Here is a 17,892-nt window from a genome sequence, read left to right as displayed (position 1 = left end):
GAGTAAAGCTAAAGAATTGAAATTTAATAAAAATTCAGAAAATTAAGAAAAATAATTGACCTTTTTAAAACATAAATATACAATTAATATATATATTAAATAGGGGGACGTACAATGAAAAGAAGATTAAAAAAAATATTAGTAACATTATGTTCATTGACAATGGTATTTTCTTTAGTCGCTTGTAGCTCATCAAATGATTCATTTGATGGAAAAACAGTTACTTTAGCAAAAGAATTAGATATTATATCGATGGATTCAAGCTATGCTACAGACGGATCATCTTTTGAGGCAATTCAAGCTACAGTTGATGGATTGTTAACAGTAGATGCAGACGGAAATATTATTCCTGCATTAGCTAAGGATAAAGCAAAGATAAGTGAAGATGGATTAACTTATACTTACGAGTTAAAAGATGCTAAGTGGGATAATGGAACAACAGTAACTGCAAATGACTTTGTATATGCTTGGCAAAGAACAGCTTCAAGCGCTGATGCAGAGTACAATTATTTATATGGTGAAGATGGAGCATGTATTGCTAATGCAGATGCCGTAACTTCTGGAGAAAAAGAAGCAAGTGAACTAGGGGTAAAAGCTATAAATGATACTACTTTAGAAATAACACTTTCTAAGCCTTGTGCATACTTTGAAAGCTTAATGTCTTTTCCTGTATTCTATCCAATAAATGAGGCATTTGCAACAGAAAAAGGTGATCAATACGCATTAACACCAGAAAATATGCTTGCATGCGGTGCTTACAAAATGACTAGTTGGGAAACTGGTAGTAAGTACGTTTTAGAAAAGAATGAATCTTATTATGATGCAGATGCAGTTAAGGTTGATAAGTTAGTATTCAATATTGTAAAAGATTTATCAAGTTCTGCTTTAGCATTTGAAAGTGGAGACGTTAATTTTACTAAGTTAAATAAAGATTTAGTTGATAAATATAAAGGCTCAAGTACATACACAGAAGTGTTAGAAGGTTATTTATGGTACTTCCAGTACAACTATGCAAATGAGTATTTAGCAAATGCTAATATTAGAAAAGCTATTTCTTTAGCAATTGATAAAGAAGACTTAGTAAATAATGTATTAAAAGATGGTTCTATAGTTGCTAATGGTTTTGTTCCTACTGAACTTACAACAGGTCCAGATGGAAAAGATTATAGAGAAACAGCACCTACTTATATGGAAACAAATGTAGAAGAAGCTAAAAAAGCTTGGGAAGCTGGACTTAAAGAATTAGGAGTAGAGTCAATTACACTTTCTATGTTATTTGATAATGCAGATCCTGCAAAATCTGCAGCTGAATACCTTCAATCTAATTTACAATCAACACTTGAGGGGCTTACTATTGAAATGGTAGCTCAAGAAAAGAATAATCGTATAGAAATGCAAAAAGCACGTGATTTCGACATATCATTAACTCGTTGGGGTCCTGACTATGCTGACCCTACGACTTATCTTTATTTAATGACTACTGGTAACTCATATAACTATGGAGATTACTCTAGTGCAGAATATGATGAGAAGATTAAAGAAGCTAGCAATGAACAAAATATGGAAACTAGATGGCAGTTATTAAAAGATGCTGAAGGTATCTGTATGCAAGACTATCCAGTGGCTCCTATATTCCAAGTTGGAGGAGCTAGCTTAATAAGCGAAAATGTAAAAGGTATTGAAACTCATGCTGTGGGTGTACCATATATCTATAAAAATGTTGAGATAGTTGAGTAATAGAAATTAAGTATTATATACAGACACATTGTGGTGTTTTTCCATAATGTGTTTGTTTATTAGGAATAGAAAGTAGGGGAATTTATGGATAAATCGACGTTTAAATATATTGGCAAAAGATTAGTTATGTCAGCTATTACACTTATGATAATAGTATTTGTACTATTTGTTATGCTAAAACTTATGCCAGGTACACCTTTTAATGATGAAAAGTTAACAGAAACACAAAAAGCTTTAATTTATGCTAAATATGGATTTGACAAACCTATATGGGAGCAATTTGTAGTGTATTTTAAAAATATGTTAAGTGGTGATTTTGGAATTTCTTATGGTATTTCAAGAAATCTTCCAGTATCAAGTCTTGTTTTACCTCGTATATCAATTAGTTTTGGTATAGGATTAGCAGCTGTAATATTAGGTACGATTTTAGGAATTTTATTAGGGATATTTGCAGCTCTTAATCGTAATACAGTTTGGGATTCGTTATCTACAGTAGTTGCAGTTTTTGGTGTTAGCATTCCATCTTTTGTATTTTGTTTAATTTTACTTATTATATTTGGAGTAAAAATGCCTGCACTACCAATACTTTATAATTCTTCACATCCAATAAAATCTGCAATTATACCAGTGATAGCGCTTTCTGTTTCTGTAATTGCTAATGTAGCTAGATTTACAAGAAGTGAGATGATTGAAGTTATGGAAAGTGATTATATACTTTTAGCAGAGTCTAAGGGATTAGACAGAAGAACATTAATAAAAAAACATGCTCTTAGAAATACTCTTGTTCCTATAATTACTGTTCTTGCGCCAATTTTAGTAGCCCTTATGACAGGAAGTATGGTAATTGAACAAATATGTGGTATTCCAGGTCTTGGAAGTTTGTTAGTTCAAGCTATAACTGTAAATGACTATAATGTTACAATGGCAGTAGCTTTTATATACAGTGTTATGTATGTGGTAATTATGTTATTAGTTGATATTTTATACGGAATAATAGATCCAAGAATTAGACTAGGAAAGGAGAGTAGCAATGAGTAGTGAAAAATATGAATTTAAAAATGATGATTTTGAGTTAGTTAGAGATAAACATGATATTAATAAAGATGAAGTTATTCCTGATACTCCTTTTTTTAAAGATGTTTTAAATCGTTTTACGGATAATAAAGGAGCTATGATTGGTGGTATATGTATTTTAGTTATTGTTGCTCTTGCTATTATATGTCCTATGATTAGTAAATATAAATTTGATAAAGTTTCAACTAGTGAGCAATCAATGGCACCTAGAATTCCTATTATAGAGAAAATTGGTATATTTGATGGTGAGGTAAATAATGTAAATAAATATGATAACCCTGATTTTAAAGATACATATCATTATTTTGGTACGGATACACTAGGACGTGATTTATGGACTCGTGTATGGTCAGGTTGTAGAATTTCTTTATATGTTGCAATAGCAGCTGTGTTTATTGATATTTTTATTGGAATGTTATATGGGCTTATTAGTGGATATTTTGGAGGTGTTGTAGATAATGTAATGCAACGTTTCCAAGAAATTATAAATAGTATACCAAGTTTAGTAATTTTAGTATTATTAATGCTAATATTTAAGCCTTCTTTATATACAATAATTTTAGCTTTAATGCTAACTGGATGGATTGGCATGGCTCGTATTACAAGAGCTCAAGTTTTAAAAATAAAAGAACAAGAATTTATTTTAGCATCTAGAACTCTTGGAGCAGGTGACTTTTTCATAATATTTAAAGAAGTTCTTCCAAATATTTTTGGTCAATTGATAATTATGTCAATGTTTTCTATACCAAATGCAATATTTTATGAAGCATTCTTAGCTTTTATAGGTCTTGGAATACCAGCTCCTACTGCATCACTTGGGACACTTATTAATGAAGGATATAAATCTATTTTAGTATCTCAATATATGGTTATTATTCCAGTTATAATTCTTGCTTTATTGATGCTAAGTTTTAACCTTATGGCTGATGGACTTAGAGATGCGTTTGATCCAAAAATGAAAGAAATGTAGGTGTTATTATGGGAAAACAAAGAGTATTAAAAATTAGAGATCTTTCAATATCTTTTAAAACAGGAAGAGGAATGATAGATGCTATTCGAGGTATTAAATTGGATTTATTCAAAGGTGAAACTATAGCCATTGTCGGAGAATCAGGTTCTGGTAAATCAGTAACAACAAAGGCAATTATGGGAAATATAAGCTCAAATGGAGTGATTAAAAGTGGATTGATTGAGTTTACATATGATAAAGAAAATGATGGTAACTTAGTTGTAGAAGATATAGTCAAATTAAGTAAAAAAGAGATGGGGAAAAATATTTGTGGTAGACGTATTGCAATGGTATTCCAAGATCCTATGACAAGCTTAGATCCTACTATGACAATAGGAAAACAAGTTATGGAAGCTATGATATATCATCATCATTTATCAAAAGAAGAAGCTTTTAATAAAGCAGTAAATCTTTTAGAGGAAGTTGGAATTGTAGATGCTAAAAAACGTATGAAAAATTATCCACATCAATTAAGTGGTGGTATGCGCCAAAGAATAGTCATAGCTATTGCACTTAGCTGTGAGCCTGAGGTATTGATTTGTGATGAACCAACAACAGCCTTAGATGTTACAATACAAGCTAAAATACTTGAACTTATTAAAAAAATTCAAGTGGAAAGAAATTTATCTGTAATATATATTACTCATGATTTAGGAGTTGTAGCTAAGGTAGCCGATTATGTTGCTGTTATGTATGCAGGAAAAATTATTGAAAAAGGAAGTATAGAAGAAGTATTTTATGATCCAAGACATCCATATACTTGGGGGCTACTTAGCGCTATGCCTGATTTAGAAACGGAAGATGATGAGTTATACACTATTCCAGGAACACCTCCTAATCTTATACAAAAAATAGATGGTGAAGCCTTTGCTCCTAGAAACTTTTATGCATTAAATATTGATTATCGAAAAGAAGCCCCAATATTTAATGTAGGAGGAACTCATCGTGTAGCTAGCTGGTTATGTCATGAAAATGCACCAAATATAGAAATGCCAGAATCTTTAAAAAAACGCCTACTTAAAATGAGAAAGGAGGCTGGTCTAAGTGAGTAATGTGGAACCACTATTAATAGTTGAAAATTTAAAGCAACACTTTAAAGTTAATCGTAAATTTACGGTAAAGGCAGTAGATGGTATTTCTTTTGAGATATATCCAGGAGAAACCTATGGACTTGTTGGAGAATCTGGCTCTGGAAAATCTACAACAGGACGTAGCATAATTAGATTATATAAGCCAACATCAGGAAATATAATATTTAATGGAAAAAATATATCAGGAAAAATGAGTAATGAGGAAATAAAAATACTTAGAACTAAGATGCAAATGATATTCCAAGATCCTATGGCATGTTTAAATCCAAGGAAAAAAGTATTAGATATTATTGGAGAAGGACTAGATATTCATAAAATGTGTGCATCAAAACAAGAACGAGATGAAAAAGTATATAATATATTAGAAAAAGTAGGATTAAGCAAAGAACATGCATATAGATATCCTCATCAGTTTTCTGGAGGGCAAAGACAACGTATAGGAATTGCTAGAGCTTTGATTATGGACCCTGATTTAATCATTGCAGATGAAGCAATATCTGCCCTAGATGTGTCAATACAAGCTCAAGTTGTAAATCTTATGAAGAAAATTCAAAAAGAAACTAACACGGCATATTTATTTATAGCACATGATTTGAGTATGGTTAAGTATATATCTGATCGTATTGGAGTTCTTCATTTGGGTTATATTGTAGAGACTGGTACTACAGAGGAGATATTCTCAAATCCTATTCATCCATATACAAAATCACTATTAAGTGCTATTCCTTCTCCAAATCCTATTGTTGAAAAACAACGTGTTACATTTAGTTACGATGCAAAGGAAGAAGGTGTTGATTATTCTAAAGGTGTAGAGCATTTAATTGAAGGTACACATAGTGTTTTAGCAACAAAAGAGGAGTTAAAAAAATGGGTGAGTGTGGCTAAGTCAAAATAAAAAAACTCTTAGTTTAAACTAAGAGTTTTTTTATTGGCGGGAATAACAGGACTCGAACCTGTGCCCCATTGATTAACAGTCAATTGCTCTACCAACTGAGCCATATTCCCAAATATTTTATATAAAATAGAAATTTTTTAACTGTCCCTTACAGTTATTATTTTAACTAGTTTATTTAATTTTATTAATATTTTATATTACAAACTAATGAGTAGCAATATAAGATGATCTTTTTACTATTAAAATATACTTTATTTTATAAACTATCTTATTTTACTAATTTTACTAACTCCTTATAAATTGCATTAGTTTTATTTGAATTATTTTCATTAAAAATAATTACCAAATCTTTAGTAGTAACTCTTATAAAAGGGCTTACTTTATTATGGATACATACTTTGGATTTAAAATTATCTCCATTAACTTTATAAAATCCATTATTGGTATTAGGAGTATTACTACCTGAACCTCCTGAAAGTATTACTTTATCAAGCAACTATACATTGGTTATATCCTCTATATTGTAAATAGAGTTCATGATTTTAATTGAATTATTATACATTACTATTGATGTTAACTTTGAATCCATTTGTTTAAATAGAAAATTTACTGATAATTCAATCCCTAAAAATATTATAAAAATAAATATTAAACTATATTTTTTCACTTTATTTATATAAACTCCCCTTTATTCTATATATGATAATAGTAAATACTATTTTAGCGGAATCCTCTCAAATTGACAAGAAAGTTCTATTTCTATAAAATAGTAAAAGAGAGAGCAAAATATAAAATGATAATGACTAATAATGAAGGGGGATTATTATGAGAAAAGCGGTATTTTTAGATATAGATGGAACCTTAATAGATTGTTTTGCAGGTATTAGAGATATTACACCAAAGGTAAAAGAAGTAATACGTAATTTACAATCAAGAGGAGATTATGTATTTATTGCAACAGGAAGGCCGTATGCTTTTTTAAGCAAAGAAATAAGAGATTTTGGTTTTGATGGATTTGTTTTAGCTAATGGTGCTCATGTAATGATAGATGGAAAAACGATTCATAGTAAGCCTATGAATAATGAATTTATCAAAGAATTAGTATCTAAATTAGATCAAGATAATATTCAATATGTATTAGAAGGTGAAAAATACTCATATGTAAAAAATGAACATAAAGAATTACATGATTTTTATGATAAAGTGGGTATGTCTAAAAAGTATTTTAAGAGAGAATACAACCTAGAAGAGCTTGATATTCATAAAGTTGAGATGCTATGCCTTAGCAAGGATACTATGAATAAATGTGTAAAGTTTATAAATAATTTTCCAGAGTATGGATATTTTAGTAGTATAAATCAGATACATCTTGAATTGTACTTTAAAGAAAGTACAAAGGCAGCAGGTATATTAAAAGCATTAGAATATATTAATGTACCTATAGAAAATACTTATGCATTTGGAGATGGAGAAAATGATATCGAGATGCTATCAACAGTTGGGTGTGGTATAGCAATGGGGAATGCTAATAATGACGTTAAAAAGTATGCAAAAGAAATTACAGACACAGTTTATAATGATGGTGTAGCTTTAGGGATTGAAAAATATATACTACAAAAAGAAAATGCTTTATAAATAAATGAAAAAGTGAGATTCATGAAAATTTAGTACTTTTTATGCAGATCACTTTATTAATTAGAAAAACATTGAATAAGTTTAAGCAATATGATATATTATTTAATAATTGAGAAATATTATCAAAGTCAAAGGGATTTTACAAATTATACAGTTAAAAATCTCATTGGCTTTTTATTTTTATTGGGAGGATTTTAGATGACAAGTAATCAAATGACTGAAGGTAATATAGCAAAGCAGATTACTTTATTTGCTATTCCTATACTAATATCTAATCTTTTTCAACAGCTATATAATACAGTAGATGTTGCAATAGTAGGTAGATATGTAGGTGCAAATGCATTAGCGGCAGTAGGGTCATGTAATTTAATAGTAGTATTTATGATTTACTTTTTTATAGGTATATCGAATGGAGCAAGTGTTATTATTTCTCAATCTTTTGGGAAAAATGATAAAGATAAAATACATAAATCAGTTCATACTATAATAGCGCTTAGTTTAATATCTGGCTTTTTACTTATGGTTTTAGGCTTAACGTTTGGTGGTATGTTTTTAAGATGGATAAATACACCAGATAATGTATTGACATTTTCAATTACATATATAAAGATATATTTTATAAGCATGATACCTATGATGATATTTAATATGGGGAGTGGTATATTAAGGGCTGTAGGAGATTCCAAGACACCTCTATACTACCTTGCAATATCAGGAATTACAAATATAATTTTAGATATAGTATTTGCAGTTGTATTTAAACTTGGTGTAGCAGGAGTAGCAATGGCAACAACTATTGCACAATTTGTTTCTTCTATATTAATTTTAATTAAGCTTATAAAAACTAGTGAAGTGTATAAATTATTTATTAATAAAATAAAAATAGATTTTAAGATTCTTAAAGAAATTTTATTAATAGGTATACCTACTGGTATACAGTCAGTTTTAGTTTGCTTTGCAAATACAATAGTTCAATCAAAGGTAAATATATTTGGGTTAAATGTAATGGCAGGATATACAATATATTATAAGATTGAAGGATTTATATATATGCCAATTTCAGCTATTGCTTTAGCTGTATCAAATTTTGTAGGTCAAAATGTAGGTGCAAGTGAATTTGATAGAGTAAAATTAGGAAAAAATATAAGTATGATAATATGCGTTTCTTTGACTATTATCATAGGAAGTATAATATTATTTAATGCAAGTGATATTATAAGAATCTTCTCTAAAGACTTAGATGTAATTAATGAAGGTAGTAAGTTTATATATTGGATAGTACCTATTTATAGTATATATGCTATAAATGAAGTTTTAATGGGCGTAATGAGAGGTGCTGGAGAAACATTTATTCCTATGATAATTGGAACTATATGTATGTGTGGACTTAGAATATTATGGCTAAGTGTTATGATATCTCATTATAAAGATATAAATATTGTTTACTTAAGCTATCCTATTACATGGATAGTTACAAATATATTTACAATTATTTACTACTCTAAAGGTAACTGGTTAAGTAAAAATTTTAGATATGAATAATATAGTTTTCAATTGAATATGTATATAAAAGTAAAATACTCATACATAATTATATATAATTATGTATGGGTATTTTATATCAATTATAAAGTTATATAACCATCCAGTATTTATTTTTTAAGTGAATCTGTTTTAGTTTCATGCATAGTGTTATTTGCGAATTCAGGTGGTGCATATGTTATATAAAGTTTAAGTGGAACATTTCCTAAGTTTAAGATAGTGACCCACTTACAAGAAGGTATTATAACAGATGAATTTTTATTAATGTATGTTTGATAATCGAGTTCATTCTGACTAGTACCGATTTTTATAAGTCCTGTACCAGATGATGTATGTATAAATTGATCACTTGTTTTTGTTAGGTAAGGATCTACTGAGTATGATACTGGAATGCTCATTAATACAATTTGTAAGTTATTTCCTGTCCAGATTACTGTTCTAAATCTATTATTCTTTTCAGCAGCATTTTCAAGATTTACTACAAGTGGTTCGGGTCCATAATCACTTAGCTTGATACTATTCTTTTCAGTATTAGGCTGATCGATTTCTCTCTCATTCCATAGATTATTTTGATACATATAAAACATTTGTGGATTTGACCATGCAAAATATGGATATCTGTTATATATTTGTGAATTACTGTAATAATTATATAATCTTATAAGATTATAATACATACTTAGTTACTCCTTTTAAATACTTTAAAAATTTTTAGACTCTAAAATATTGTATGATAAAGATTATTATAAATATGTAAATATACTGAGTATATTTAGAGATATTAGGTATTGGATAAAAAAGAGTATAAGTAAAATCTAGATTAATATGAAATTTACTTGACTTAGAGCTAACTCTAAGTACTAAGATTAATATTGTAAGATATAAATAAATTCATACAAAGGGGGATTAAAGTATGGCAAAAAAATTGGGATTAGGATTTATGCGTTTACCGCTTATAGATGAAAATAATCAATCAAATGTAGATATAGAACAAGTAAATAAGATGGTAGATACTTTTATAGCAAGAGGATTTACTTATTTTGATACGGCATATATGTACCATAACTTCGAAAGTGAAAATATACTAAGAGAAACATTAGTAAAGCGACATAAAAGAGAAAGTTTTACTGTTGCAACAAAAATGCCTACTATGTTTTTGAAGAATCAAGAAGATTTAGAAAGAATATTTAATGAGCAATTAGAAAAAACAGGTTTAGATTATTTTGATTACTATTTACTTCATAATTTAGGGGTTACAAATTATGAAACAGCAAAAAGATTTAATGCTTTTGAATTTATAAAAAATAAAAAGGAAGAAGGAAAAATAAAACATATAGGATTTTCATTCCATGATAGTGCTGATTTATTAGATAAGATATTGAGTGAGCATCCAGAAGTAGAATTTGTTCAATTACAGATTAATTACTTAGATTGGGATAATGAAAGTATTCAGTCTAGAAAATGTTACGAAGTAGCGACAAAACATAATAAGCCAGTTATAGTTATGGAGCCAGTAAAAGGTGGATCACTTGCTAAAGTACCTAAATACGTAGAAGATTTATTTAAAAATTATAATGAAAATATGTCAGTAACCTCTTGGGCAATTAGATTTGCTGCAAGTCATGAAAATGTAATAATGGTTCTCAGTGGAATGTCTTCTATGGATCAATTATTAGACAATACAGCATATATGAAAAACTTTAAAGCTCTTAATAATGAAGAGTTCGATATAATTAATAAAGCAGTTGATATGATTAATAATTCAATAGTAGTTCCTTGTACTGCATGTCAATATTGTGTAGAAGGTTGTCCCAAAAATATACCAATACCACAGTATTTTGCGCTTTATAATACTGAAAAACAAGAATTTAATAGAGGGTTTTCCACACAAGGAGTATACTATAAAAATCTTACAAAGAGATATGGAAAAGCATCAGAGTGCGTAGAATGTAATAAGTGTGAAAGAAGCTGTCCTCAACATATAAAAATCACAGAATTTTTAAAAGATGTAGCTAAAACATTTGAAAGTGAAGAATAAATATAAAATTGATAGAAGTATATTTATTTAAAGTAGGATATTATGGTAAAATTATGTGAAGAACATAACCTATCATATCAATACATCAATCAGTTAATAAAAAAGGAGTGCAGTTTATGACAATAACAGAAGTAAGTAAAAAGTATAGAATTTCAGCAGACACAATTCGTTACTATGAAAGGATTGGTTTAATACCTCCTGTAAATAGAAAATCTAGTGGAGTTAGAGATTTCACTCAAGAAGATTGTAACTGGGTTGAATTTGTAAAGTGTATGAGAAGTGCGGGATTATCTATAGAAATATTAATTGAATATGTTACTTTATTTAAACAAGGAAACAATACTATTAAAGCTAGAAAAGAACTACTTATAGATCAAAGAAATCAGTTAGCTGATAAAATTAAAGAAATGCAATTAATTTTAGATCGTTTAGATAATAAAATTGATAGATATGAAGATAGAGTTTTACTACATGAAGAAAAGTTAAGAAAGAATGATAATTAGTAAGTTTCATATAAATTCATAATAGTATAAAAGCCATTCAATTACGTTAAGGTAAGATGTAATTGAGTGGTTTTTTAGTAGTTGAGGAGTAGAGTCTAAAGAAGAAACAAAATTTTGCCCTAATTGTGGAAAAGAAGCAACACGGTTAACAGATAGACCACAATTATTAGATGAAACTCAAATTAAGCAAGCTAAAGCTAAAAAAGAGAATTTCGCATATAAATATGAGTATATAAAAAAATGAATGATTTAGATGATGATATAAGTAAATCATATTATCTATATGAAGAAAACTATTTGACTACTCTAAGGATCATTCTGGGGTAAGTTTTGATATTGTAAATGAACAAAGCAATAATTTATTTAGAATGTTAGGTGAAGATAGTTTAGCATTAGGATTTGTATGCGGAGATTATGAAGGGGCAGTAAATAAGGTTTTAGTAAAACAAGATAAAGCATATATAGTATCTAAATATACTATTGATATAGATAAACTTCTTCAAATGCAACGTATTGACTATAAAAGTAATTATAAGAGTATAGAAATACTTAATAAGTGTCGGAATGAAAGGTATAAAGAAAATCAACACAAAGGTATGTTCTCTGGTTATATTGATTTTGCGTGGAAGCTAATAGATAAAGGCCTTGGATATACCACGTGCTTTTTAGCTGATGAGTTTAAAAATAAATATAATTTAGAGTTGTATTCTTTATTAGATTCTAGAGGGAAAAATATAACAAGAAATACCTGGTTTATATATTCAAAAACAAAGAAGTTTAATAAAATAGAAGAAGAATTTATAAAATTTATACAAGATAAAATGATTAGTATATAATGTAAAACATTTAAATTCATTGAAATATCAATATCTTAAGTTAAAAAAAAAATAGTAGTATTCATAAAAAATGAATACTACTATTTTTTTTTATATTTAATAATAAGATTCTTAATTTGAAGAAATAATATCTTTATGAGAGGTGAGAAATACATGATACATATAAATAAACTAAGAAAAGTTTATGATAATGGATATGAAGCATTAAAAAGTATTAACCTTGAAATAAAAGAAGGAGAGCTAATATGTTTACTAGGTCCTAGTGGATGTGGAAAAACAACTATATTAAATTTATTAGCGGGTCTATTAGATCCTACAAGTGGAGATATTAAATTTGATAATGAATCTATTATAAATAAGCATCCTAAAGACCGTAATATAGGATTAGTATTTCAAAATTATGCGCTATATCCACATATGACAGTTTTAGAAAATGTTATGTTTCCTTTAACTGTTGGCAACAAAAAGAAGCCAAAAGAAGAAGCTATGAAAATAGCTAAAGAGTATATGAAAATAACCAGCATAGAAGAATTAGCTAACAAAAAACCTGGAGAAATGTCTGGAGGTCAACAGCAAAGAGTTGCGATAACAAGAGCACTTGTTCAAAATCCTAAAATATTACTTTTAGATGAACCACTTAGTAATTTAGATGCAAGACTTAGATTAAAAATAAGGGAAGAGATAAGAAGGCTTGTAAAAGAAATAGGTATTACTACAATATTTGTAACTCATGACCAAGAAGAAGCTTTATCGATAAGTGATAGAATAGTTCTAATGAATCAAGGTATTGTACAACAATTTGATATACCTCAAAATTTATATTTAGAACCAGCAAACTTATTTGTAGCAAAATTTATGGGAAACCCAATTATCAATATTTTTGAAATGCATAAAGAAGGAGATATGCTAGTTGGAAAAGATTTTTCTATAGATTTAAATTTACTTACAAAAAATAGAATAAAAGAAGATTTTAATGAAAGTAAATATATCATTGGTATAAGGGCAGAATATTTTGTTGTAAGTGATAATTCATTATTTAAAGCAAAAATAGAAACTGTTGAATTAATAGGTAAAGATTGTATATTAAATTTTAAAATTAATAATAAAAATGCAAAATCAATTACAGATATAAATCAAGGTATATGTGAAAAAGATGAAGTAGGATTTGATATTGAATATGGAGGCATTTATATATTTAAAGAAGACGGAACGAGGGTTTACTAATGAAGAAGCTAAAATATAGTGCAGAAAATGTACCACATGCATGGTTATACCTATTACCATCTTTAATTATAATCATAATATTTCATGTATATCCATTGATAAAAACATTTATTATATCTTTTCAAAAAGGTACTTTAAATAACTTAGTGTTTAATGGTATTAAAAATTATCAAATAGTATTAAGTGATCCTAAATTTCATAAAGCAATAATCAATACAACTTTGTACGCATTTACAGTAGTGCCAATAGGTGTAATTATTGCAATGATTATAGCATTAACTATTTTTGAAAAAATTAAATATAAAGATATTTTTGAGACTATATTTTTCATACCATACTTAACAAGTATTATAGCTGTAGGGATAGTATTTAGATTTTTACTAAATAAAGATTATGGATTTATAAACTATCTATTAGGATTTATAAATGTGGGGCCAATAAACTTTTTGGACAATCCTAAAATGAGTATGTTTACCTTAATCATATTTGGTATATGGTCAGGTCTTGCATTTAATATAATAATATTAATTTCAGGACTTAGAAATGTAAATGAAAGTTATTATAAGGTTGCAGATATGTTTGGAGCAAGTAAATCAGAGCAATTTTTTAGGATAACTTTACCTCAAATGATACCAATTATTACATTTTTATTGATGGTTAACTTTATAAATGCATTCAAGGTATATGCCCAAGTTTTTGCTATATTTAATGGAAAATCGGGAATCGCAGATAGTGCTACTACAGCAGTATTTTATATTTTTAATAAATTCTACGTTGAATATCGATATGGGCAAGGTATGGCAGCTGCAGTTATATTATTTGTTCTTATACTTATATTTACGTTAATTCAAAACTATGTATTGAAGAAAATATCTAAGTAGGTGAAAATATGGAAAAATTTAATTCAGTTATAGCAAAAATATTTATATTCATTATGGCGATTATAACATTATTTCCATTTGTATATATGATTTTATCAAGCTTAATGACTTTTCAAGAGGCGACTAGTATACCTCCAACATTGTTTCCAAAGTCTTTTCAATGGCAAAACTTTAAAGAGGCAATGAAGCAAGCTCCTTTTGTTAGATATTTCTTTAATACAGTTTTTGTAGCAGGGGTATCAACACTTGGAACATTAATAACATCTGTACTATCAGCATTTGCACTAGTAAAGTTAGAGTTTAAATTTAAAAATATACTATCAATGGCAATGGTTACTTTACTAATGGTGCCATATGAAGTTACAGTATTTACAAATTATCAAACAATAGCACAACTAGGATTATTAGACACATACACAGCTTTAATTGTACCATCACTAGCAAGTGTGTTTTATATATTTTATTTGAGAGGTTATATTTCAAGTATTCCTATATCTTATTATAAAGCAGCTAAAGTTGATGGATGTAGTGACTTAGAATTTATTACAAGAATACTAGTACCCCTTATAAAACCATCATTATTCACAATGGGAATACTTAGCTTTATAGGTGGATGGAACTCTTTCTTATGGCCAATACTTGTAACTAATAGCAAAGAAATGAGATTACTTAGTAATGGATTAAGTGCATTTGCAACAGAAAGTGGAACAAATGTTCAGCTACAAATGGCTGCATCTACAATAGCGATAGTACCTATATTAATAATATATTTAATATTTAGAAAAGAAATAATTAAAGGAGTTGCTAGCAGTGGTATTAAAGGATAAAAAAACAAAAATAACGTTTCATAATGGAATACTAACTATTGGAGGGACAATTATAGAAATTGTCTATGAAGATAGCCATATATTCTTTGATTTTGGAAGTGAATATAATCCAAGTTCTAAGTTTCAACCATCTAATTTACAAGAATTATTAGATGAAAAATTAGTACCTTATTTAAATAACATGTACGACCCAAGTATTCCTCTTAAGGGATATAAATCAAGTGAAGATAATTTTAAAAATACTGCTGTGTTTTTATCACATATGCATTTAGATCATTCAAAAATTATAAATTACTTGAATCCTAATATAGACATATACACATTAGAAGGTACAAAGTCTTTACTTAATACATTAAATGTAAATAATGATTTTCTCTTTCCTCTTTATAATAAAGGAAAATCAAATACTAGGGATATAATTGGAGTAAAAGAAAATGAAATAATTGAAGTAGGAAAAATAAAAGTAAAAGTTATGCCTGTAGACCACGATGCATATGGTGCATGTGGGCTACTTATAAAAACTCCTGATTTAGTTATTTCTTATACAGGAGATATAAGATTACATGGATATAGAGAAAAAGATACTTTACAGTTTTGTAAAGAAAGTGAAAACTGTGATGTTTTATTAATAGAAGGAGTTACAGTTTCATTTAAAGATTTTGATGATGAGAAGGATGAGAATGACGTATGTAATGAAAATGAGCTGATAACAAAAATTAATGAAATTGTAAATAATAATCCTAACAAGCAAATAACATTTAATTATTATATATCTAATATAGAAAGGATTTTAAACATAATAAAAACTAATACAAGAAAGGTTGTATTAGATGCATATTATTCTTATGTTTTAAAAGAAGCTACTGACTATGAATCATATTACTATAAATTAGATGATAAAGATTATGGATTAAATCCAGAATATGAAATTGGTTTTGAAGAGCTATTAAAAGATGAAAGTAAATATATGTGGCAATTAGATAATTTAGCTCTTAAAGATTTTAATGGATTAAAAGAAAATGGAATTTATATTCACTCAAATGCAGTTCCTCTAGGACCATTTGATCCTAGTTATGAACCTTTTGTAAATAGATTTAAAGAAAAAGATATAGAATTTATAGCAGTATCATGTAGTGGACATGCTCATCCAAGAGATTTAATAAAGATAATAGATTTAATTAAACCTAAACTATTAGTTCCAATACACTCTTATAAGCCTGAAAAGCTTTATAACGAGCATGGAGAGAGATTATTACCAAAGAAAAATCAAACAATTTAAAGGAGGCATAAAATAATGAAATTTAAGACTTTAGTACCACTAGTGTTATCACTTAGTTTAATGGTTGGTTGTTCTGGAAAAAAAGAAGATACATTAAGTAATAATGAAGAAATAGTTACGGAGTTAAACAATCCTGTTGAAATTACTTTCTGGCATGCAATGAATGGTGACCAAGAAAAAGCACTACAAGAATTAGCAAATAATTTTACAAAGGAAAATCCTAATATAACTGTAACTCTTCAAAATCAATCTAGTTACCCAGATTTACAGCAAAAAATAACTGCGACAATGGCAAGTCCTAAGGATTTACCAACGTTAACTCAAGCCTATCCTGATTGGCTATTAAATGCAATAGATGAAAACTTAGTAGTTGACTTAAAACCATATATAGAAAATGAAACTATTAAGTTTGATAATTATGATGATATAGTAAAAGGATTTAGAGAAGCATCAACAATAGATGGTAAGATATATGGAATGCCTTTTAATAAATCAACAGAAGTTTTATGGTATAACAAAACATTACTTAACAAATTAAATATAGCTGTACCAACAACATATGAAGAATTTGCAAAGGCATCAAAAGAAATTTATGAAAAAGAGAAAATAGTTGGTGGAGGATTTGATTCATTAAGTAATTACTATACAACATATTTAAAAAATGAAGGTGTAGTATTTAATCAAGATTTAGATCCAACAAGTGATAAATCATTAAAAGCAGTAAATTATTACTTAGATGGAATAAAAGGTGGATATTTTAGAATAGCAGGAACGGACAAATACTTATCTGGACCATTTGGAAATGGAACAGTAGCATTATATGTTGGTTCTAATGCAGGTGAAGCCTTTGTAAAAGAAGGTGTTGGAGATAAATTTGAAATAGGTGTTGCTCCATACCCATCAAAAGAAGTAATGCAACAAGGCACAGATTTATTTGTTTTTTCTAGTGCAAGTGCAGAACAAAAAACTGCAGCATATGAATTTTTAAAATTTTTAACAACAAAAGAAAATCAAATAGCTTGGGCTAAGAAAACTGGATATATTCCTGTTAGAGAAAGTGCTATTACATCAGATGAATATAAAAATTCAGGAAGTTTAATAGCTCCGATTGTAGCTGATGCAACTAGTGATTTATTTACAAATCCAGTTATAAAAGGTATGGATAGTGCATTCCGTGAATCTAATACAGTATTAGAATCAATACTAGCAGATACAAAATCAGATGTTAAAGATAAGTTAGAAACATTTAAATCTACTTTAACATCTATTTGGGAATAAATAAGTAACTAGGGCGTTTTCTTATCTAAAGATAACGCCCTAG

Annotated in this window: 17 protein-coding genes and 1 tRNA gene; 15 read left to right on the top strand and 3 right to left on the bottom strand. The window is 28.1% G+C overall.

The genetic code is table 11. From position 1 onward, the window contains the following. The first annotated feature begins 114 nt into the window (after positions 1–114). From EIH23_RS07990 to EIH23_RS07970, 5 genes are all read left to right on the top strand, one after another. Entirely contained in the window at positions 115–1,737 is a 1,623-nt protein-coding gene (locus EIH23_RS07990) for a peptide ABC transporter substrate-binding protein (protein ID WP_122639742.1), read from the top strand. Between the two features lie 84 nt (positions 1,738–1,821). Continuing rightward, entirely contained in the window at positions 1,822–2,775 is a 954-nt protein-coding gene (locus tag EIH23_RS07985) for an ABC transporter permease (protein WP_122639740.1), read from the top strand. After that, positions 2,768–3,781 carry an ABC transporter permease gene (locus EIH23_RS07980; RefSeq protein ID WP_122639738.1) on the top strand — a complete coding sequence of 338 codons (1,014 nt, stop codon included), beginning with the start codon at positions 2,768–2,770 and terminating at the stop codon, positions 3,779–3,781. Before EIH23_RS07985 ends, EIH23_RS07980 begins: the two co-directional genes overlap by 8 nt. Positions 3,782–3,789: 8 nt before the next feature. Continuing rightward, on the top strand, positions 3,790–4,872 hold the full coding sequence (locus EIH23_RS07975; protein ID WP_243113353.1) for an ABC transporter ATP-binding protein: 1,083 nt from the start codon (positions 3,790–3,792) through the stop codon (positions 4,870–4,872). Next, on the top strand, positions 4,865–5,806 hold the full coding sequence (locus tag EIH23_RS07970; protein WP_122639734.1) for an ABC transporter ATP-binding protein: 942 nt from the start codon (positions 4,865–4,867) through the stop codon (positions 5,804–5,806). Before EIH23_RS07975 ends, EIH23_RS07970 begins: the two co-directional genes overlap by 8 nt. Positions 5,807–5,840: 34 nt before the next feature. Here EIH23_RS07970 and EIH23_RS07965 read toward each other — a convergent pair. Together EIH23_RS07965 and EIH23_RS07960 are read right to left on the bottom strand one after the other, a co-directional pair. Further along, a tRNA-Asn gene (locus EIH23_RS07965) sits at positions 5,841–5,916 on the bottom strand. Positions 5,917–6,074: 158 nt separating this feature from the next. Next, positions 6,075–6,302, bottom strand: a complete 228-nt coding sequence (locus tag EIH23_RS07960) for a hypothetical protein (RefSeq protein WP_122639732.1) — start codon at positions 6,300–6,302, stop codon at positions 6,075–6,077. A gap of 329 nt (positions 6,303–6,631) precedes the next feature. On the opposite strand from EIH23_RS07960, the gene EIH23_RS07955 reads away from it, so the two are divergent. Next, on the top strand, positions 6,632–7,441 hold the full coding sequence (locus tag EIH23_RS07955; protein ID WP_122639730.1) for an HAD family hydrolase: 810 nt from the start codon (positions 6,632–6,634) through the stop codon (positions 7,439–7,441). A gap of 198 nt (positions 7,442–7,639) precedes the next feature. After that, the gene (locus EIH23_RS07950; RefSeq protein ID WP_122639728.1) at positions 7,640–8,983 is read left to right on the top strand and encodes an MATE family efflux transporter; all 1,344 of its coding nucleotides are present in this window, start codon (positions 7,640–7,642) and stop codon (positions 8,981–8,983) included. Between the two features lie 110 nt (positions 8,984–9,093). On the opposite strand, the gene EIH23_RS07945 is transcribed toward EIH23_RS07950, so the two are convergent. Then, on the bottom strand, positions 9,094–9,660 hold the full coding sequence (locus tag EIH23_RS07945; RefSeq protein WP_122639727.1) for a cupin domain-containing protein: 567 nt from the start codon (positions 9,658–9,660) through the stop codon (positions 9,094–9,096). Positions 9,661–9,896: 236 nt separating this feature from the next. Here EIH23_RS07945 and EIH23_RS07940 point away from each other — a divergent pair, with 236 nt between their 5' ends. The 8 genes from EIH23_RS07940 to EIH23_RS07905 all read left to right on the top strand — a co-directional run bounded on the left by EIH23_RS07940 (position 9,897) and on the right by EIH23_RS07905 (position 17,849). After that, positions 9,897–11,021 carry an aldo/keto reductase gene (locus EIH23_RS07940; RefSeq protein WP_122639725.1) on the top strand — a complete coding sequence of 375 codons (1,125 nt, stop codon included), beginning with the start codon at positions 9,897–9,899 and terminating at the stop codon, positions 11,019–11,021. Positions 11,022–11,137: 116 nt separating this feature from the next. Then, positions 11,138–11,524, top strand: a complete 387-nt coding sequence (locus tag EIH23_RS07935; protein ID WP_122639723.1) for a MerR family transcriptional regulator — start codon at positions 11,138–11,140, stop codon at positions 11,522–11,524. A gap of 368 nt (positions 11,525–11,892) precedes the next feature. Further along, positions 11,893–12,360, top strand: a complete 468-nt coding sequence (locus EIH23_RS07930) for a hypothetical protein (RefSeq protein ID WP_122639721.1) — start codon at positions 11,893–11,895, stop codon at positions 12,358–12,360. A 153-nt stretch (positions 12,361–12,513) separates the two neighbouring features. Beyond that, positions 12,514–13,584, top strand: a complete 1,071-nt coding sequence (locus EIH23_RS07925; RefSeq protein WP_122639719.1) for an ABC transporter ATP-binding protein — start codon at positions 12,514–12,516, stop codon at positions 13,582–13,584. Continuing rightward, positions 13,584–14,465, top strand: coding sequence for a carbohydrate ABC transporter permease (locus EIH23_RS07920; RefSeq protein WP_122639717.1), 882 nt, complete (start codon positions 13,584–13,586; stop codon positions 14,463–14,465). Before EIH23_RS07925 ends, EIH23_RS07920 begins: the two co-directional genes overlap by 1 nt. Positions 14,466–14,473: 8 nt before the next feature. Then, positions 14,474–15,292 carry a carbohydrate ABC transporter permease gene (locus tag EIH23_RS07915; protein ID WP_122639715.1) on the top strand — a complete coding sequence of 273 codons (819 nt, stop codon included), beginning with the start codon at positions 14,474–14,476 and terminating at the stop codon, positions 15,290–15,292. Then, positions 15,276–16,571 carry an MBL fold metallo-hydrolase gene (locus EIH23_RS07910; protein WP_122639713.1) on the top strand — a complete coding sequence of 432 codons (1,296 nt, stop codon included), beginning with the start codon at positions 15,276–15,278 and terminating at the stop codon, positions 16,569–16,571. Before EIH23_RS07915 ends, EIH23_RS07910 begins: the two co-directional genes overlap by 17 nt. A gap of 15 nt (positions 16,572–16,586) precedes the next feature. After that, positions 16,587–17,849, top strand: coding sequence for an ABC transporter substrate-binding protein (locus EIH23_RS07905; protein WP_195251926.1), 1,263 nt, complete (start codon positions 16,587–16,589; stop codon positions 17,847–17,849). Positions 17,850–17,892: the final 43 nt, after the last annotated feature.

The sequence above is a fragment of the Romboutsia sp. Marseille-P6047 genome, assembly GCF_900604535.1.
Taxonomy (GTDB): domain Bacteria; phylum Bacillota; class Clostridia; order Peptostreptococcales; family Peptostreptococcaceae; genus Romboutsia_E.
This window is presented reverse-complemented; position numbering and strand designations above follow the sequence as displayed.